Below are 17,996 nucleotides of genomic sequence, written 5' to 3'. Positions count from 1 at the left end.
CCTGCTGGATGGACAGCCAGGAGCAGGCGGGATTCTATCGTGGCTAAATACCCGGTCAAGCATATGAACTTGCATTCTTATGCCATTACAAGTTTAAACAATGCCTTGGGGAAAACCCTGATAAAGAGGCGTTGCATTGCCGGCGCGAGGCGCCTAATCTGGACCTGCCTGATTTGTCAGGCGGCTTTCCGAAGTCGAACGGCCCTGTGCAAGTTGGGCTCGAACGACGGAGGATCCAAGGCGGCAATCTCTTGCTGCCAGCTCGGCAGGAACCATTTGTCTTCCTGTTGCGCGAAAAGATGGCATGGGTCTTATGCCCGCCATCAAGCCCGGTAACAAGACATAACGTCGCGTTGCCGGGCTTTCTTGCTTCTGGTCCAGCGCTTCTTTGCGGCACACTCCCGCGATGGATGCAGCTTCGCTCAAACAAAACAAATGGTTGCGACGCGGGATCGTCGCCTTGCTGGTTGTGCTGGGGCTCTGGGCCGTTGCCTGGCTCGCGGTGCCGCCGATCGCCAAGAGCCAGTTGCAGAAGATCGCGAGCGAGGAGCTGGGGCGCCAGGTCACCGTCGGCAAGATCGACTTCAAGCCCTGGACGCTCGAAGTCACGCTGAACGACCTGCGCATCGCCACGGCGGACGGCAGCCGGCCGCAGGTGGCGATCAAGCGCATCTATGCCGACGCGGAGCTGCAATCGATCATCCGCCTGGCGCCGGTGATTGACGCCGTCACGGTCGAGGCCCCGGCCATCCTGCTCACGCATCTGGCGGATGGCCGGTATGACATCGACGACATCCTCCAGAAGCTCGCCGCCGGCCCGCAGCCGGACCCTGACGCGGAGCCCGCGCGCTTCGCGATCTACAACATCTCGATCACCGACGGTGCGGTGGACTTCGACGACCAGACGGTCAAGCGCAAGCATGAGTTGCGCGATTTCGTTCTCAAGGTGCCGTTCCTGAGCAACCTGGCCTCCCAGCGCGACGTCGACACCGAACCCAAGCTCGCTTTCTCGCTCAACGGCAGCCAGTTCGATTCGGCCGCACTCACCACGCCGTTCGCCGAAAGCCGCAAGACCGACGCGCACGTGCAGTTCAAGGGGCTCGACCTGGTGCCGTACCTGGGCTACATCCCGGCCGGCGTGCCGGTGCAACTGCAGGCGGGCACCCTCGACGCGGACCTGAAGATCGATTTCGCGCGCGCCGAGACGGCCGGACTCAAGATCACGGGCACGGTCGAAGCGCATGGCGCGAAGCTCGGCGATGCGCGGGGGCGCGACCTGCTGGCTTTCGATTCGCTCAAGCTCGCGCTGGCCGATGTGCGTCCGCTCGAATCGGTGTTCCACCTGAGCGAAGTCGCGCTGGCGGGGCCGCAGCTCGCGGTGGCCCGCGACGCACAGGGCCGGCTCAACCTGCTCGCGACCGATCCCGCGGGCGGTGCGCCCGAGAAGGTGGCGGCTGTGCCGGCCCCGGCGGCGAGCGCGCCGGACGGCAAGGCACCCCCGAAGCCGAAGCTCCGGGTCCAGGTCGACAAGGTGGCATTGAGCGGCGGCCGGATCGGCTGGCGCGACGAGACGGTGCAGCCTGCGGCGGCGATCCAGGCCACGGCGCTCGGCATCGAGCTTGCCGGCATCACATGGCCGATGGAAAAGCCGGCCCAGTTCAGCGGCAGCACGGCGGTGGCCGGCGCCACGCTCCGGTTCAAGGGCGATGCGACCGACAAGGCCGCGAATGTCCAGACCGAGGTCGAGGCCTTGCCGCTGTCGCTCGCGGCGCCGTACCTCGCGCAAAGCCTGGAGCCCACGCTCGACGGCAAGCTCAGTGGCCAGATCGACGTGGCATGGGCCGCGCCCGAACTCAAGTTCAAGGCGCGGCGCCTGGCGGCAGATGGCCTGGCGCTCACACAGCAGAAGACCGCGCTCGCGAGCGTCGGCCGCTTCGAGCTGGTCGACGCCGAGGTCGACATGACCCGGCACACGCTGAACATCGCCTCGTTCACGGCCACCAATCCCAAGGTTCGCGTCGAGCGCGACAGCGAAAGCCGCTGGATGTTCGAGCGCTGGCTCAAGGCGCCCGCGGGCGGCGCCGCTGGCGCGCCGGCCAAGGTGGCTGCGCCCAAGCCGGCCGGCAGCGGCCCCGGCGCGGCGCCGGCAGGCGCCAACACCAAGCCCTGGGCGCTGACCATCGGCACCCTGGCGGTCGACAACGGCACGCTCTCCTATGCCGACAAGGCCAGCGCCACGCCAGTTGCGGTCGAGATCACCGCCTTCAAGCTGCAGGCGCAGAAGCTCGCGCCCGAGACGGCCGTCAAGTCGCCGCTCCAGGTGTCGGGGCGCATCGGTTCGGGACGCCGGGCCGATCCGGGCCGCTTCGACTACAAGGGCCACGTCGTGCTCAAGCCGCTGGCCGCCGAAGGCCGGCTCGAAGTGGGTTCGTTCCCGGCGCATGCGTTCAAGGCGTACTACGCCGACGCGCTGAACGTCGATATCCGCCGGGCCTTCCTGAGCTACCGTGGCACTGTGAGCTATTCGAGCGCGCCTGCCGGCATGAGCCTCAAGCTGGCCGGCGACACGGCCCTCGACGATTTCCGCGCCAACAGCACCTCGCTCACACAGTCGCCGGGGTTCGACCGCAACAACAACCAGCTGCTGAGCTGGAAGACCTTGAGCTTGCGCGGCTTGCAGGTGGGCCTGGCGCCCAAGGCCGCACCCACGGTGGATGTGCGCGAGACCACGCTCACCGACTTCTTCGCCCGTGTGATCGTCGATCCGAACGGCCAGCTGAACCTGTTGAGCCTCACCAAGAAGGGCGAGGCCGAGGCGAACGCCGCGACCGCGGCCGCGGCCGAAACCCGTCGCAGCCTGGGCGGCACCACGACCACGACGCGCGGCCCCACGCAGCCCCAGCCGCAGCAGCCGCGTGCGGGCGGCGCGCCGCTGTCGGCCGAAGCCATGGTGGGCGGCAGCCCCACGCCCGCGCCGGCAGCGCCGCCCGCTGCCGTTGCGCAGGCCGAGGCCGACACCGGGCCCAAGCCGGTCATCAACTTCGGCCCGATGAGCCTGGTGAATGGCAAGATCGACTTCACCGACCTGTTCGTCAAGCCCAATTACTCGGCCGACCTGAGCGAGCTGACCGGCCGGCTCAGCGCCTTTTCGTCCGACCCGCCGAAGGGCGAGGGCGGACGCCCCGCGCTCGCCGCCCTCGAACTGCGCGGCAAGGCGCAGCAGACCGCCGCGCTCGAGATCACCGGCAAGCTCAACCCGCTCGCCAAGCCGCTCGAACTCGACATCACCGCCAAGATGCGCGATCTCGACCTGGCGCCGCTGTCACCGTACGCGGTGCGCTACGCCGGCCATGGGATCAATCGAGGCAAGATGAGCATGGACGTCAACTACAAGGTGGCGCCCGACGGGCAGCTCACGGCCAGCAACAAGCTGGTGCTCAATCAGCTGCAGTTCGGCGACGCCGTCGAAGGCGCGCCGAACAGCCTGCCGGTGCGGCTCGCGGTGGCCCTGCTGGCCGACCGCAACGGCGTGATCGACGTCGACTTGCCGCTCAGCGGCTCGCTCAACGATCCGCAGTTCAGCATCGGCCCGCTGATCTTCAAGGCAGTGGTCAACCTCATCGTCAAGGCGGTGACTTCGCCGTTCAGCCTGCTGACCGGCGGGCTCGGCGGCGGCAGCGGCGAATCGAGCACCATTGCCTTCGAGCCCGGCAGCGCGGTGCTCGGCGACAGCGCCAGACAGAGCCTCGACAAGGTCGCCAAGGCGCTGACCGAGCGTCCCACGCTGCAGATGACGGTGGTCGGCACCGCGAGCCTGGAGCGCGAACGCGATGCCTACCAGCGCCAGCGCCTGCGCCAGCTCGCGCAGGCCGAGAAGCGACGCATCGCGGTGCGCGGCGGGCAGGCGGGCACCGAAGTGCCGCCCGTCACCGACGCCGAATACCCCGAACTGCTGGCGGCCGTCTACAAGCGTGCCGACATCACCAAGCCGCGCAACATGGTCGGCCTGACCCGGGACCTGCCGGTCAAGGAGATGGAAGACCTGCTGCTCGCGAGCATCCCGGTCGACGAGGAGTCGATCCGGCAACTCGCCGTGGAGCGCGGCGCCGTCGTGCGCGACTACCTGCTGGCACAGAAGCTTGCGAGCGAGCGGCTGTTCCTGGGCGCCGTCAAGACCAAGGCGAGTGGCGCCGATTGGAAGCCCGGCGCTGAACTCGATCTGGCCATGAGGTAGAAACAGTGCAACGCTGGCCGGCCGAGGGTTTCGGTCGCAGCCAGCCCATATGCGGGCAGCGCGCCACGATTCCAGCGTCTTTTAGCTTCAGTTGCGCCGTGGAATTCAACGCCGCGCCCCCAAGTGGGTGAAAATGTCGCGTGCGCCGGCCTTTGCCGGCGCCTTCGCTTTCTCTCTTCAGACAACGACTCGCGCAAGTGACCTCTACTTCTTCCAAGCCCAACGACCTCCAAGCCCTCGACACGCTCACCGGCGGCGCCTTCACCGCGCCGACTTCCGGCGAGCGCGCTGCGCGCATCCGCGAATGGCTCGCGGGCAATCCCGCGCCCGAGCAGATGCAGGAGGTCTTCAAGGAGCTGAGCGGCCGCGACAAGGGCGCGGCCCGCCTGCTGCGCGAAAAGCTCGACGAGCTCAAGCGCGCCAAGGGCCAGGAGGCCATCGCGGCCGAATGGGCGCAAAAAGCAGAAGCGCTGCTGGCCCAGCCCAAGCTCAACATCGCCGATGCACTGGCCTGGCAGCGCGATGCCGCCAAGGCCGGCGCACCCCTGTCGCGCGAACCGCTCGCCGGGTTCAAGGTGCAACTGGCCGACCGTGTGAAGGGCATCGAAGACCTGCAGCATCGCGCGCAGGTGCATCGCGAGGCCGCAGTGCTGCTCGCCCAGCGCTTCGAGGTGCTGTCGACCAAGGGCTGGCAGGACGCCCAGGCCGCCGAGGAGTCGCTGCGCAACGACGTGGCCCATTGGCAGCAGCAGGCCGGCGAGATCACGGCCGACCCCAACTGGAACAGTCTCGACGCGCGCTTTGCGCCGCAGCTCGAATCGTCGAAGGCCCAGTTGCTCGTGGTGTCCGACGCGTTCCACGCGGCACTGGCGCAGGCGCAGGCCGCGGCCGGAGATGCAGCAGCGCCGCTGCCGCCGGTGCCCGTGTGGGCCGACGAACTTCGCGCCGCCCGCGGCGAGGTGGTGGCGCCGAAGGCGGCGCCTGCCAAGCCCGCGGCACCCAAGGTCGATCCGGCCGTGCGTGCCGCCGCCCAGGAGGCCGTGCAGGCTGCGCTCGTCAAGCTGGAGCAGGAAACGGCCGAAGGCCACGGCAAGGCCAGCGCCGGCGCTGCCGCCGCACTGCGTGCGGTGCTCAAGGAGCACGGCAAGCTGGTCGATGCGCCGCTCGAAGCGCGCGTGCATGCGGCGCTGGTGGCGGCCGGCGAACTCGAAGGCTGGCAGCGCTGGAGCGCCGACAAGGTGCGCGAAGACCTTGTCGCCAAGGCCGAAGGCCTGCTCAAGCGCCCCGAAGGCCAGGCGCTCGGCGGCCGCAAGATGCAGGAAACGCTGCGCTCGCTGCGCGACCAGTGGAAGCAGGCCGACCAAGGCGGCGTACCGAACCATGCGCTCTGGAAGCGCTTCGACGAAGCGTGCAACGAAGCCCACAAGGTGGTCGAAGCCTGGCTCGAAAAGGTGCGCGCCGATGCGGCCGAACATCGTGCCCACCGCGTTGCCCTGATCGAGGAGGTGCGTGCCTGGGCGGCAGCCAATGCCGAACCCACAGACCTGAAGGCGCACAACCGCGCGCTGCATCAGTTCGCCGACCGCTGGCGCGATGGCGGGCATGTCGGCGAGAAGGTCTTCGCCGAACTGCAGCCGCAGTGGAACGAGGCCTTCGGTGCGGCGCGTGCGCCGATCGAGGCGGCGCAGAAGGCCAGCATCGACCGGCGCCAGGCCATGATCGCCGAGGCCACCGAGCTCGGTGCCCAGCCCATGCTGCGCATCGATGCCGTCAAGGCGCTGCAGCAGCGCTGGCAGGCGGAAGCCCAAAGCGTGCCGCTCGACCGCCGCCACGAGCAGAAGCTCTGGGATGCGTTCCGCGCGCCGATCGACGACGCCTTCAACCGCAAGACCGCCGAGCGCGAAAAGGCCTCCGCCGCGATGAGCGAGCACGACCGCCACGTGCTCGAGGCTTCCAAGGCGCTCGACGCCGCCAATGCCGAGGGCGACGCCCAGAAGATCCGCGCGGCCATCGCGCGTCTCGAAGCCGCGCTGCGCGGTGAGGCGCCACCGCCGGCCCCCGCGCCGGCACCGGCTGCGAAGCCCGCGGCCGCAGCGTCCGCCGACGGTCCGTCGGTCGGCGCCACCGAACAGGTCGCGCCCGGCCAGGCCGCGGCCGAATTCGGCGAAAGCGCCGAGCAGGCGCCCGCACCCAGCGATGCCGAGGCCCAGCCGGGCACGCCGGCGGCAGCCGCGCCGACCGCCGGCGGCGATCTTGTTGCACCGGCCGAAGGTGCCGACAGTTCCGCGCGCGCCGACAGCGAAGCGCGCGAAGAAGGTGCCGAGCCCGCCGGTTCCGAAGAAGCCAAGGCGCCACCGAAGCCGGCGCCCAAGCCGGTCGTGGCGATGCGCGGCGACGACCGTCCCGGCAGCCGCAGGAACGAGGCGGCCGCGCCCGCGGGTCGCGGCGCCGGCGGCCGGTTTGGCGACCGTCGCGATGGCGGCCGGCCGGGTCCTGGTGGTCCAGGCCGCCCGGGCGACCGCGGCGCACCGCCGCGCGGCGATGCCCGCGGCGACCGCGGCGCGCCGGGCGGACGCTTCGGCGACCGTCCGCCCCGCTTCGAAGACCGAGGACCGCGGCTCGGCGATGCAGCGTTCCGCGCCCAGCGCGAAGCGCTAGAGCGCGCCGAACTGTCGCTGCGCAAGCTCGCGGCGCAGGCCCACGGCGAAGCGCTGACGCAAGTGCTCGGCGCCTGGGAGCAGCGCGACGCCTCGCGGCTGCCGAACGTCCAGGAACTCGGACGCGCGGTGTCGCCGGCGGTGCGCAGCGGCTGGTCGCAGGCCGTGGGCTCGCCGCCCAAGGCGGCAGCCGACGAAGCGTCTGAAGCGCTGTTGCGCCTCGAGATGGCGGCCGAAGTGCCGACGCCCGCCGAGCAGATCGACGCGCGCCGCGCGCTTCAGCTCAAGCTGCTGACCAAGCGCGGCGATCCCACGCCGGCACAGACCTGGGGCCAGGACGCCGGCAAGGTGCTGGCCGCGCCGCACGATCCGGCGACCGCGCGCCGGCTGCAGAATGCGCTCAAGGCACTGTTGCGGAAGTAGGCCGCGCCGAGCCTGAAGGCTGACGAGAAAAAGCGCCCGCGACGGGCGCTTTTTCTTTTGCGCGATGCAGGGCGATCAGGTGCTGCGGCGGCCGAAAAACGCGTCGAACAGCGCGAGCACCGTTGGAAAGTCGCGGCCGAAATTGGCGCGGTTCACGAAGTAGGCTTCGCACGCCACCGCGAAGAACTCGCTGATCGAGGTGGCCGCATAGTCGTCGAGCCACGGCGGCTCGGCGCCGAAGCGTTCGGCCAGGATGGTCTTCTCGCGAAAATCCTCGTAGGCCGGCTGCAGCACGGCGAGCCAGGCGGCGCGGGCCTCGCGCGCGTTGCGCTTGCCGCCGAAGCCGGGCGGCAGCGGCGGGCAGCCGTCGGCGTCGCCGCCGCGCATGTCGATCTTGTGCGCGAACTCGTGGATCACGACGTTGTAGCCGCCGTCGCGCGTGATGCCGCTGGCCAGCACGTCCTGCCAGCTCAGCATCACCGGCCCGCGGTCCATGGCCTCGCCGGCGACCACCTCGTCGTACTCGTGCACCACCTGCGCTTCGTCGACCACCTTGCGGCGCGCGACCACCTCCGACGGGTGAACCACGATGCCGACGAAATCGGCATACCAGTCGAGCCCCCCCTTGAGGTGAAGTACCGGCAGCACCGCCTGCGCGGCAATTGCGAGTGCCACCTCGTCGGTGATCACGAAACCTTGCGTGCCATGGAATTCCTTGTCGCGCAGGAACTCGGCCGTGAAGGCGCGCAGCCGCTCCTGGTCGGCCGCAGGCAGTTCGCGCAGAAACGCATAGCGCGCGAGCGTGGCCTGCCAAGCGGCATCGGGGATCGGGGGCAGGGCGCGCAGCCGGCGCAGCCACTTGAACATCGGCTAGCGCAGGTCGACGCGTTGTGCGCCCGCGGCCGAAAGGCAAAGCAGCTGCGCGCGCGGGGGATGCGCCGCGACGTCCCAGTCGCTGAGCACCATGCGTCGCAGGCCCTCGCCCAGATCATGATCGGCCGGCTGGTGCGTGTGACCATGCACCAGCGTGCGCGCGCGGGCCTGCTGCAGCCATTCGCGCGCAGCACCCGCGTCCACGTCGGCCCAGAGTGCCGCGGGATCGCGCTTGCGGTCCTCGCTTTGCGCGCGCATCGACCGTGCGAGCGCCCGCCGCTCGGCCAGTGGCCGCGCAAGGAACGCGGCCTGCCATTCGGGCGTGCGCACCTGGGCGCGAAAGCGCAGGTAGTCGGTGTCGTCGAGGCACAGCGCATCGCCATGGCTCAGCAGCCATCGCTCGCCGTGCAGCACCAGCACTGTCGGATCATCGAGCAGCGTGAAGCCGCACTGAGCGGCGAGCGCCGGACCGATGAGGAAGTCGCGATTGCCGTGCATCACATACACCGGCAGCCGCTCGGCCGTGCGGCGCAGCAGCTCGGCGCAATCGGCCTCGAAGCCGGGCAGGGCGGCGCAGTCGTCGCCGACCCACACCTCGAACAGGTCGCCGAGGATGATCAGCGCATCGGCCGGCGTGGTCTCGAGGTAGCCGCGCCAGGCTTCGAAGGTGGCGGGCTCGCCGGCCTGCAGGTGCAGGTCGGAGAGCAGGTCGACAGTGCGCCAGGCGGGCGGGGCGATGAGCTCCTTGAACGCCGGTTTCGCCGCCATGCCCATGCCGTGTGCCCGCTTGTTTTGCGTTATTCCGAAACGAGCACGGCCTTCTCGATCACCACGTCCTCGAGGGGCACGTCGTCGTGGAAGCCCTTGCGGCCCGTCTTCACGGCCTTGATCTTGTCGACCACGTCGGTACCGCCGGTGACCTTGCCGAACACCGCATAACCCCAGCCCTGGGCGGACGGTGCGGTGTGGTTCAGGAAACCGTTGTCGGCGATGTTGATGAAGAACTGGGCGGTGGCCGAGTGCGGCGCGCTCGTGCGGGCCATGGCCACCGTGTAGTTGTCGTTCTTGAGGCCGTTGTTGGCTTCGTTCTCGATCTCGGCGCCCGTGGGCTTTTGCTTCATGCCGGGCTCGAAGCCGCCGCCTTGCACCATGAAGCCGGGAATCACGCGGTGGAACACCGTGTTGTCGTAGTGGCCGTTCTTCACGTAGTTGACGAAGTTCTCGGCCGACTTCGGCGCCTTGGCGCTGTCGAGTTCGAGCGTGATCACGCCATGGTTCTTGATGTGCAGTTCGACTTTGGGATTGGTCATGGGGATTCCTTCTTTCTTCGGATGCTTGGAAATTACTTCGCCAGCAGCGTGGCCGACTTGATGATGATCGGTTCGAGCGGCACGTTCTGCATGCCGCCCTTGTTACCGGTTTGTACGGTGCGGATCTTGTCGACCACGTCGGTGCCGCTCACCACCTTGCCGAACACGGCGTAGCCATGGCCGTCGGGATTGGGAGCATTGAGCGAGTCGTTGTTCTTCACGTTGATGAAGAACTGCGAGGTGGCCGAATTGGGGTTGCCGGTGCGCGCCATCGCGATGGTGTAGCGGTCGTTCTTCAGGCCGTTGGAGGCCTCGAGCGGGATCGACGCGCGTGTTGGCTTTTGTTGCATATCGGGCGTAAAGCCGCCGCCCTGGATCATGAAGCCGTCGATCACGCGATGGAACACGGTGCCGTCGTAATGCTTGTCCTTGACGTACTGCAGGAAGTTCTCGACGGTCTTGGGCGACTTGGCCGGATCGATTTCGAGCACGATGTCGCCGGCCGTGGTGGCGAGCTTCACGCGCGGAGCAGCCTGCTGCGCGTGAGCGGCACCGGCGAAGGCCATCGCTGCGGCGAGCACAAGGGCGCCGCGGCGGCTGAAGCGAACGGACAGGGAAAAGGCTTGGACGTTCAAGGAAGGCTCCATGGACAAGAGATGGGGGCGCGAATCGGGATCAGCGACGCTGTCGCGGTGCAATCGGCACGGCTGCAGGCTACTTGCTCACGCGGCCAACCGGCTTGCGGGCTTCGGGCGGCGCAGCCGGCAGCGCTGCGGCCTCGGCTTCGGCCTTGGGCGTGAAGATCTGGCGGATCAGCGCCAGCTTCGGCGCGACGCTGGTGGTGGTGCTCGCGAACTGCTGCGCGCGGATGTACTCCTGCGCTGCAAGGCGCGCATAGACGTCGCCGAGGTTCTCGTGCGCCGTGGCGTAATTGGGGTTGAGCCTGAGCGCCTGCTCGAGTGCGGCGCGTGCCTGGCCGAACTTGCTCTGCGCGGCATAGAGCGCAGCGAGGTTGTTGTAGGGCTCGGGCAGTTCGGGGAAATCTTGCGTGAGCTGCGTGAACGCGGTGATCGCCTCGTTCTGCTTCTTCTGCTCGGTGAGGATCACGCCGCGCAAGAAGCGCATCTGCGGATCGCGCGGCTTGCCGGCAATGTAGGCGTCGGCCTTGGCCAGCGCCTCGCTCGACTTGCCCTGCCGCAGCAGCTGATTCACTTCGTCGTAGTCGTTGGCGTGCGCGGCAACGCTGCACAGCCCGATGAGCAATGCGAAGGCGATGGCGGTGAGTCTGGAGAACGCGACGTGCTTCATGAAGCCTCGGGGCAGGGTTGGGGAACGCGGGCCTCGAAAACACCCGGCATGCACACGGCAGGCAGCCGTTTATACTGCGATGATTGTAGCCGAGGGGCCATCTCCATCCCCTCGCAGCCACTGCCCCGCCACCCCTGAAATACCCCGTCGTTCGCCCGTGCCGTACGTGCGCGAAGCGACGCTTTTCGAACCTCATGAGTCTGCGCATCTACAACACGCTCTCGCGTGAACTGGAGGAGTTCTCCCCATTGCAACCGGGCCAGGTGCGCATGTACGTGTGCGGCATGACGGTCTATGACCTCTGCCACATCGGACACGCCCGCATGATGATGGCGTTCGACGTGGTGCAGCGCTGGCTGCGCGCGAGCGACTATGCCGTGACCTATGTGCGCAACATCACCGACATCGACGACAAGATCATTGCCCGTGCGGTCCAGCGTGGCATCTCCATCCGCGCGCTGACCGACGAGGTGGTCGCGGCCATGCACGAAGACATCGGCGCGCTTCGCATCGAACCGCCCACCATCGAGCCGCGCGCCACCGAATACGTGCCGCAGATGGTCGGCATCATCGAAACGTTGGAGCAGAAGGGCCTCGCCTACCGTTCCGACAACGGCGACGTGAACTACGCGGTGCGCAAGTTCCCGGGCTACGGCAAGCTCTCGGGCAAGTCGCTCGACGAACTGCACGCGGGCGAACGCGTGGCGGTGCTCGACGGCAAGCAGGATCCGCTCGATTTCGTGTTGTGGAAGTCCGCCAAGCCGAACGAGCCCGACGATGCCAAGTGGGAAAGCCCTTTTGGCATGGGCCGCCCGGGTTGGCACATCGAATGCTCGGCCATGAGCTGCGCCACGCTCGGCGAGACCTTCGACATCCACGGCGGCGGGGCAGACCTGCAGTTTCCGCACCACGAGAACGAAATCGCGCAGAGCGAAGGTGCCAACGGCAAGCCGCTTGCGCGCTTCTGGGTGCACAACGGCTTTGTTCGCGTAGACAACGAGAAGATGTCCAAGAGCCTGGGCAACTTCTTCACGATCCGCGAAGTGCTGCAGAAGTACGACGCGGAAAGCCTGCGCTTCTTCCTCGTGCGCACGCACTACCGCAGCGCGCTCAACTACAGCGATGCGCATCTGGACGATGCGCGCAACTCGCTCAAGCGGCTGTACACCGCCCTCGATCTGGTGGCGCCTGCCACCGTGTCCATCGACTGGGCGCAACCCCATGCAGCGCGCTTCAAGGCGGCGATGGACGAGGATTTCGGCACGCCCGAGGCCATCGCCGTGCTGTTCGAGCTGGCCGGCGAAGTCAACCGCACGAAGTCCGCCGAGTCCGCGGGCCTCCTCAAGGCGCTGGCCGGCACATTGGGGCTGCTGCAAGGCGATCCGAAGGCATTTCTCCAGGCAGGCACCACGCTCGACGAAGCCACCATCCAGTCGCTGATCGACGCACGCGCCGCCGCCAAGGCCGCGAAGAACTTCGCCGAGGCCGACCGCATCCGCAGCGACCTTCTCGCGCAGGGCATCGTGCTCAAGGATTCGCCGACCGGCACCACCTGGGCCGCCGCGCAGTGAACGGGACCACCAACCCCATGCCTGCGTCCAGGAAGTCGGCAGTGGTACAGATCTACACGCCCGACTACTGGGAAGAGGCCTGCAAGCACCTGGCCAAGAAGGACCGGGTGATGAAGCGCCTGATACCGAAGTTCGGCGACGCCTGCCTCGAGTCGCGCGGCGATGCGTTCACCACGCTCGCGCGCAGCATCGTCGGCCAGCAGATCTCGGTGAAGTCCGCGCAGTCGGTCTGGGATCGCTTTGCCGCATTGCCGCGCAAGCTGACCCCGGCCAACGTGCTCAAGGTCAAGGTCGACGACATGCGCGCGGCGGGGCTCTCGGCGCGCAAGATCGAATACCTGGTCGACCTCGCGATCCACTTCGATTCGGGCGCGGTGCACGTCGACGCGTGGAAGGACATGTCGGACGAGCTCATCGTCGACGAGCTCGTGGCGATCCGCGGCATCAGCCGCTGGACCGCCGAGATGTTCCTTATCTTCCACCTGATGCGCCCCAACGTGCTGCCGGTGGACGACCTGGGCCTGCTCAACGGCATCAGCGTGAACTACTTCTCGGGCGATCCCGTGAGCCGCAGCGACGCCCGCGACGTCGCCGTGGCCTGGGCGCCTTTTTGCAGCGTGGCGACTTGGTATATTTGGCGATCGCTGGATCCCGTGCCAGTCGCGTATTGAACAACAGGAGAAGACGTTGGCAAAACGAACCTTCCTCGACTTCGAGCAGCCCATCGCGGAGCTCGAAACCAAGATCGAAGAACTGCGCTATGTACAGACCGAATCCGCGGTCGATATCTCCGAAGAGATCGACCAGCTCGGCAAGAAGAGCCAGCAACTCACCAAGGACATCTACAGCGACCTGACGCCCTGGCAGATCACCAAGATCGCACGGCATCAGGAGCGGCCCTACACGCTCGACTACGTCAACGAGATCTTCACCGACTTCGTCGAACTGCACGGCGACAGGCACTTCTCCGACGACCTGTCGATCGTGGGCGGGCTCGCGCGCTTCAACGGCACGCCCTGCATGGTGCTCGGCCACCAGAAGGGCCGCGACACCAAGGAGCGCACGGCGCGCAACTTCGGCATGAGCAAGCCCGAGGGCTACCGCAAGGCGCTGCGCCTCATGAAGACGGCCGAGAAGTTCAAGCTGCCGGTCTTCACCTTCGTCGACACGCCCGGCGCCTACCCCGGCATCGATGCCGAGGAGCGCGGCCAGTCCGAAGCGATCGGTCGCAACATCTACGAGATGGCGCAGCTCGAAGTGCCGATCATCGTCACCATCATCGGCGAAGGCGGCTCGGGCGGTGCGCTCGCCATCTCGGTGGGCGACCAGGTCCTGATGCTGCAGTACTCGGTCTATTCGGTGATCAGCCCCGAAGGCTGCGCATCGATCCTCTGGAAGACCAGCGACAAGGCCCAGGAAGCCGCCGATGCGCTCGGCATCACGGCGCACCGGCTCAAGGCCCTCGGCCTCGTCGACAAGATCGTGAACGAGCCAGTCGGCGGGGCGCACCGCGACCACCGCCAGATGGCCGCCTTCCTGAAGCGCGCGCTCAACGATGCGTTCCGCCAGGTCAGCGACCTGAAGCCCAAGGAACTGCTCGACCGCCGCTACGAGCGCCTGCAAAGCTACGGGCGCTACAACGACACCAAGGCCGACGCCGGCAGGTAAAAGCCCCCGGCCACCCTCCGCCCCATGAACGAAGCCTTCGAACGCGCCATGGCCGCGTTCGAGCCGGCGCACCTGCCGCTGGCGGTGGGCTTCAGCGGCGGCGCCGATTCGACGGCGCTGCTCGCGGCCTGTGCCTCCGCCTGGCCGGGCCAGGTGGTCGCCTTTCACGTGCACCACGGGCTGCAAGCCGCCGCCGATGAATTCGAGCGGCATTGCGCAGCCATTTGCGAACGCCTCGGCGTGCCGCTCGTGGTGCGCCGCGTCGATGCGCGGCATGCGAGCGGCGACAGCCCCGAAGACAGCGCACGCCGTGCCCGCTACGCGGCCTTCGCGGCCATCGCCCGCGAGGTGGCGGCACCGGGCCCGGTCCGCGCGCTGGCGCTTGGCCACCATGCCGACGACCAGGTCGAGACCCTGCTGCTCGCGCTGTCGCGAGGCGCGGGGCTTCCGGGCCTGGCAGCAATGCCTGCACGCGCGCAGCGCCACGGCCTCGAGATCTACCGGCCGCTGCTGTCCGTGCCCGGCACGGACATTCGAGCGTGGCTCCGGGGCGTCAATCTGCCCTGGATCGAGGACCCGACCAATGGCGACGAGCGCTACACGCGCAACCGCATCCGCGCCGTGCTGCTGCCGGCGCTCGAACGGGCCTTTCCGCAGTTCCGCAGCACCTTCGCGCGCAGCATCGGCCACGCAGCGCAGGCGCAACAGCTGCTCGGCGACCTGGCCGCGCAGGACCTGGCCGCGGCGGGAGACCCACCCCGCATCGCGGGCCTGCAGGCACTGCCGCGCGCGCGCCAGGCCAACCTGCTGCGGCACTGGCTGCTGCAGGCGCATGGCGCCACGCCGAGCGCCGCGCAGCTCGAGCAGTTGCTCGACCAGGTTCGCGCATGCACCACGCGCGGCCACCGGATCCATCTCAAGGTGGGCACGGGCTTCATCGAGCGGCGGGACGATCGGCTGCATTGGTACAATTTCCGGCCCTCGCCCGAGGCTTCGCGCTGACGGCTTGCAGGGCGCGCGCCCGCACACCGGCAAGGGTCGGGTGGGGCGGCTTCTTTCTTTTCTCTGAATTCACCCATGGCATTGATCGTTCACAAATACGGCGGTACGTCGATGGGCTCGACCGAGCGCATCAAGAATGTCGCCAAGCGCGTCGCCAAGTGGGCGCGCGCCGGCCACCAGATGATCGTGGTCCCGAGTGCCATGAGCGGCGAAACCAATCGCCTGCTCGGCTTGGCCAAGGAACTGGCCCCGAGCAAGCCGGGCGCGGCCCATGGCCGCGAGCTCGACATGCTCGCCGCCACCGGCGAGCAGGCCTCGTCCGCGCTGCTGGCCATCGCACTGCAGGCCGAGGGCGTCGAGGCCGTGAGCTATGCGGGCTGGCAGGTGTCGGTGCGCACCGACAACTCGTACACCAAGGCCCGCATCGAAAGCATCGACGACGCACGCGTGCGCGCCGACCTCGATGCCGGCAAGGTCGTCGTCATCACCGGCTTCCAGGGCGTGGACGACGCGGGCAACATCACCACGCTGGGCCGCGGCGGCAGCGACACCTCGGCCGTGGCCGTGGCCGCCGCCATGAAGGCACACGAGTGCCTGATCTACACCGACGTGGACGGCGTCTACACCACCGATCCGCGCGTCGAGCCCGATGCGCGCCGCCTCACGACCGTGAGCTTCGAGGAGATGCTCGAGATGGCGAGCCTGGGCTCCAAGGTTCTGCAGATCCGCTCGGTGGAGTTCGCCGGCAAGTACAAGGTCCCGCTGCGCGTGCTTTCGAGCTTCACGCCCTGGGACATCGACATCAATGAAGAAGCCAAGTCAGGCACGCTGATCACTTTCGAGGAAGACGAAAACATGGAACAAGCCGTTGTATCCGGCATCGCTTTCAACCGCGACGAAGCCAAGATCTCGGTGCTCGGCGTGCCCGACAAGCCGGGCATCGCGTACCACATCCTCGGGGCCGTGGCCGATGCCAACATCGAGGTCGACGTGATCATCCAGAACCTGAGCAAGGATGGCCGCACCGACTTCAGCTTCACCGTGCATCGCAACGACTACGCGAAGACCATCGACCTGCTGCAGGCCAAGGTCATGCCCTCGCTGGGTGCCACCGAGATCGTCGGCGACACCAAGATCTGCAAGGTCAGCATCGTGGGCATCGGCATGCGAAGCCACGTCGGCGTGGCCAGCAAGATGTTCCGCGTGCTGAGCGAAGAGGGCATCAACATCCAGATGATCTCGACCAGCGAGATCAAGACCTCGGTCGTGATCGACGAGAAATACATGGAACTTGCAGTCCGCGCGCTGCATAAAGCCTTCGATCTCGATCAACCGGCCGCCTGATGGTGGCATAATCTCGGCTTCTTTCAGGAACTGTGACCGAGTGGCCGAAGGTGCTCCCCTGCTAAGGGAGTATGGGGTGTAGAGCCTCATCGAGGGTTCGAATCCCTCCGGTTCCGCCAAGGATCGTCTCCGACGAAACCAGAAAGCCCCGCGCTGGATCAGCGTCGGGGCTTTTTCATTGGGGAATCCGTGCACAATCGCGCCGGTGTGGCTACGCCGGGTCCGCTGAATGCACGTGCATTTCGTGGTATCGGCCGTGGCATGAACCTGGGCGATACCATGACTTTGACAGCGCGGGCAGTGGAAGCTGCCAAACCCCGAGAGAAGGCCTACAAGCTGGCGGACGGCCACGGGCTCTATCTGTTCGTCTCGCCGGCCGGTGGCAAGAGCTGGCGGGCGAACTACCAACTCGACGGCAAGCAGAAGACGCGCACCTACGGGCGCATGCCGGGCATGACCCTGGCCGAAGCTCGAAAGGCCCACGCCGCGGCCCGTGACCAGCCCAGCGCGCCCGGCACGCCGGCCGCCGCTCCCCAGAAGATCCACACCTTCAGGAGCGTCACGACGGAATGGCTGAAGGTGAAGCTGCCGAGCCTGTCCAACGGCAAGCACCAAACCCAGGTCGAGAACACCCTCGAGCGCTTTGCCTTCCCGCTCATCGGCGACATGCCGATCGCGTCGATACCACGAACGAAACTCGTGGCCGTGGTACGGGCGGCGCAGGAGGGTGGCAAGGTGGAGACGGCGCACCGGGTGGCCGGGCGCATCACGGCGGTCTTCGACCACGCCGCGGACCTGGGCTACATCGAGCAGCACGGGGCCGCCGGCCTCACGCGCGTGCTGCAATCCCGCAAGGTCAAGAAGCCCATGGCTAGCATCCCACCCGAGGAGGCCGGCCAGCTGATGCGCGCGATCGACGACTACGACGAGGAGATCACCCGCCTGGGCTTGCGCCTGCTGGCCTATACCTTCGTGCGGGTGGGCGAACTGCGCGGCATGCGCTGGGACGAATTCAAGGAAGACGGCGCGATCTGGGTGGTGCCGCCGGCGCGCGTGAAGGGCGAAGCGAAGGCGGCATTGCCGCACGTGGTGCCCATGTCCCGCCAGGCCCGGGCCATCGTGGAAGACCTCCGGCGGCTGACGGGCGAGCGTGCCCTGGTGCTGGATTCCCCGCTGCGCCCGCGGCATCCGCTTTCCGAGAACACCTTCCTGTTCGCGCTCTACCGGTTGGGCTACCGGGGACGCATGACTGCGCACGGCTTCCGCGCGCTGGCGTCATCGGTGCTGAACGAGCATTCCGGCTTCGACAAGGACGTGATCGAGCGCCAGTTGCACCATCAGGAGGTGGACGACGTGCGCGCGGCGTACAACCGCGCGCAGTACCTGCCTAAGCGTCGTCAGCTGATGCAGTGGTGGGCTGACTGGCTAGACCAGCAGCACAGCGCCGCAGGTCTTCCAGGCGCCAGCGCGTAAGGCTGCCGAGCTTCACCGGCGGCGGCACGTTCTTGTTGCGGACCTCGCGCCAGAACGTGGACTTGCCCATGGAGAAAAGAGCGGCAGCCTCTTCGGCGTCGACGAGGATCTTCTGTTCGGTGGTGGTGGTCAT

At 67.6% G+C, this 17,996-nt stretch carries 14 protein-coding genes and 1 tRNA gene; 9 read left to right on the top strand and 6 right to left on the bottom strand.

The window, feature by feature from the left end; translation table 11 throughout:
• Positions 1 to 406 precede the first annotated feature (406 nt).
• Positions 407 to 4,234, top strand: coding sequence for a DUF748 domain-containing protein (locus AC3A6J_RS18630; protein ID WP_487861463.1), 3,828 nt, complete (start codon positions 407 to 409; stop codon positions 4,232 to 4,234).
• A 197-nt stretch (positions 4,235 to 4,431) separates the two neighbouring features.
• A complete protein-coding gene (locus AC3A6J_RS18625) occupies positions 4,432 to 7,314 on the top strand; it encodes a DUF349 domain-containing protein (protein WP_487861462.1) in 2,883 nt (960 codons plus the stop codon).
• A 75-nt stretch (positions 7,315 to 7,389) separates the two neighbouring features.
• Here AC3A6J_RS18625 and AC3A6J_RS18620 read toward each other — a convergent pair whose 3' ends face one another.
• The 5 genes from AC3A6J_RS18620 to AC3A6J_RS18600 form a co-directional block, all read right to left on the bottom strand.
• Complete coding sequence (locus AC3A6J_RS18620; protein ID WP_487861461.1) at positions 7,390 to 8,181, bottom strand: M90 family metallopeptidase; 792 nt, start codon at positions 8,179 to 8,181, stop codon at positions 7,390 to 7,392.
• 3 nt (positions 8,182 to 8,184) lie between these two features.
• Positions 8,185 to 8,955, bottom strand: coding sequence for a UDP-2,3-diacylglucosamine diphosphatase (locus AC3A6J_RS18615; RefSeq protein ID WP_487861460.1), 771 nt, complete (start codon positions 8,953 to 8,955; stop codon positions 8,185 to 8,187).
• Positions 8,956 to 8,984: 29 nt separating this feature from the next.
• Entirely contained in the window at positions 8,985 to 9,497 is a 513-nt protein-coding gene (locus tag AC3A6J_RS18610; protein ID WP_487861459.1) for a peptidylprolyl isomerase, read from the bottom strand.
• 32 nt (positions 9,498 to 9,529) lie between these two features.
• Positions 9,530 to 10,144, bottom strand: coding sequence for a peptidylprolyl isomerase (locus tag AC3A6J_RS18605; protein ID WP_487861458.1), 615 nt, complete (start codon positions 10,142 to 10,144; stop codon positions 9,530 to 9,532).
• 67 nt (positions 10,145 to 10,211) lie between these two features.
• Positions 10,212 to 10,805, bottom strand: a complete 594-nt coding sequence (locus tag AC3A6J_RS18600; RefSeq protein WP_487861457.1) for a tetratricopeptide repeat protein — start codon at positions 10,803 to 10,805, stop codon at positions 10,212 to 10,214.
• Between the two features lie 194 nt (positions 10,806 to 10,999).
• On the opposite strand from AC3A6J_RS18600, the gene cysS reads away from it, so the two are divergent.
• From cysS to AC3A6J_RS18565, 7 genes are all read left to right on the top strand, one after another.
• Entirely contained in the window at positions 11,000 to 12,376 is a 1,377-nt protein-coding gene (cysS, locus tag AC3A6J_RS18595) for a cysteine--tRNA ligase (RefSeq protein WP_487861456.1), read from the top strand.
• Positions 12,377 to 12,393: 17 nt separating this feature from the next.
• On the top strand, positions 12,394 to 13,047 hold the full coding sequence (locus AC3A6J_RS18590) for a DNA-3-methyladenine glycosylase family protein (RefSeq protein ID WP_487861455.1): 654 nt from the start codon (positions 12,394 to 12,396) through the stop codon (positions 13,045 to 13,047).
• Between the two features lie 16 nt (positions 13,048 to 13,063).
• On the top strand, positions 13,064 to 14,044 hold the full coding sequence (locus AC3A6J_RS18585) for an acetyl-CoA carboxylase carboxyltransferase subunit alpha (RefSeq protein WP_487861454.1): 981 nt from the start codon (positions 13,064 to 13,066) through the stop codon (positions 14,042 to 14,044).
• Between the two features lie 24 nt (positions 14,045 to 14,068).
• On the top strand, positions 14,069 to 15,046 hold the full coding sequence (tilS, locus tag AC3A6J_RS18580; protein WP_487861453.1) for a tRNA lysidine(34) synthetase TilS: 978 nt from the start codon (positions 14,069 to 14,071) through the stop codon (positions 15,044 to 15,046).
• 75 nt (positions 15,047 to 15,121) lie between these two features.
• Positions 15,122 to 16,390, top strand: a complete 1,269-nt coding sequence (locus tag AC3A6J_RS18575; protein ID WP_487861452.1) for an aspartate kinase — start codon at positions 15,122 to 15,124, stop codon at positions 16,388 to 16,390.
• Positions 16,391 to 16,416: 26 nt separating this feature from the next.
• Positions 16,417 to 16,509 (top strand) — tRNA-Ser (locus tag AC3A6J_RS18570).
• 142 nt (positions 16,510 to 16,651) lie between these two features.
• Positions 16,652 to 17,863, top strand: coding sequence for a tyrosine-type recombinase/integrase (locus tag AC3A6J_RS18565; protein ID WP_487861451.1), 1,212 nt, complete (start codon positions 16,652 to 16,654; stop codon positions 17,861 to 17,863).
• Here the strand turns inward: AC3A6J_RS18565 and AC3A6J_RS18560 are convergent.
• Positions 17,778 to 17,996, bottom strand: a complete 219-nt coding sequence (locus AC3A6J_RS18560) for a helix-turn-helix transcriptional regulator (RefSeq protein WP_487861450.1) — start codon at positions 17,994 to 17,996, stop codon at positions 17,778 to 17,780. The genes AC3A6J_RS18565 and AC3A6J_RS18560 overlap by 86 nt on opposite strands.

Source organism: Variovorax sp. Soil_C_39 (assembly GCF_057656815.1).
This window is presented reverse-complemented; position numbering and strand designations above follow the sequence as displayed.

Excerpts from the sequence above, each read along its gene's own strand:
- AC3A6J_RS18575 (WP_487861452.1), top strand. The coding sequence starts at position 15,122 with ATGGCATTGATCGTTCACAAATACGGCGGTACGTCGATGGGCTCGACC.
- AC3A6J_RS18610 (WP_487861459.1), bottom strand. The coding sequence starts at position 9,497 with ATGACCAATCCCAAAGTCGAACTGCACATCAAGAACCATGGCGTGATC.
- AC3A6J_RS18590 (WP_487861455.1), top strand. The coding sequence starts at position 12,394 with ATGCCTGCGTCCAGGAAGTCGGCAGTGGTACAGATCTACACGCCCGAC.
- cysS (WP_487861456.1), top strand. The coding sequence starts at position 11,000 with ATGAGTCTGCGCATCTACAACACGCTCTCGCGTGAACTGGAGGAGTTC.
- AC3A6J_RS18560 (WP_487861450.1), bottom strand. The coding sequence starts at position 17,996 with ATGACCACCACCACCGAACAGAAGATCCTCGTCGACGCCGAAGAGGCT.
- AC3A6J_RS18565 (WP_487861451.1), top strand. The coding sequence starts at position 16,652 with ATGAACCTGGGCGATACCATGACTTTGACAGCGCGGGCAGTGGAAGCT.
- AC3A6J_RS18605 (WP_487861458.1), bottom strand. The coding sequence starts at position 10,144 with ATGGAGCCTTCCTTGAACGTCCAAGCCTTTTCCCTGTCCGTTCGCTTC.
- tilS (WP_487861453.1), top strand. The coding sequence starts at position 14,069 with ATGAACGAAGCCTTCGAACGCGCCATGGCCGCGTTCGAGCCGGCGCAC.
- AC3A6J_RS18630 (WP_487861463.1), top strand. The coding sequence starts at position 407 with ATGGATGCAGCTTCGCTCAAACAAAACAAATGGTTGCGACGCGGGATC.
- AC3A6J_RS18615 (WP_487861460.1), bottom strand. The coding sequence starts at position 8,955 with ATGGCGGCGAAACCGGCGTTCAAGGAGCTCATCGCCCCGCCCGCCTGG.
- AC3A6J_RS18620 (WP_487861461.1), bottom strand. The coding sequence starts at position 8,181 with ATGTTCAAGTGGCTGCGCCGGCTGCGCGCCCTGCCCCCGATCCCCGAT.
- AC3A6J_RS18600 (WP_487861457.1), bottom strand. The coding sequence starts at position 10,805 with ATGAAGCACGTCGCGTTCTCCAGACTCACCGCCATCGCCTTCGCATTG.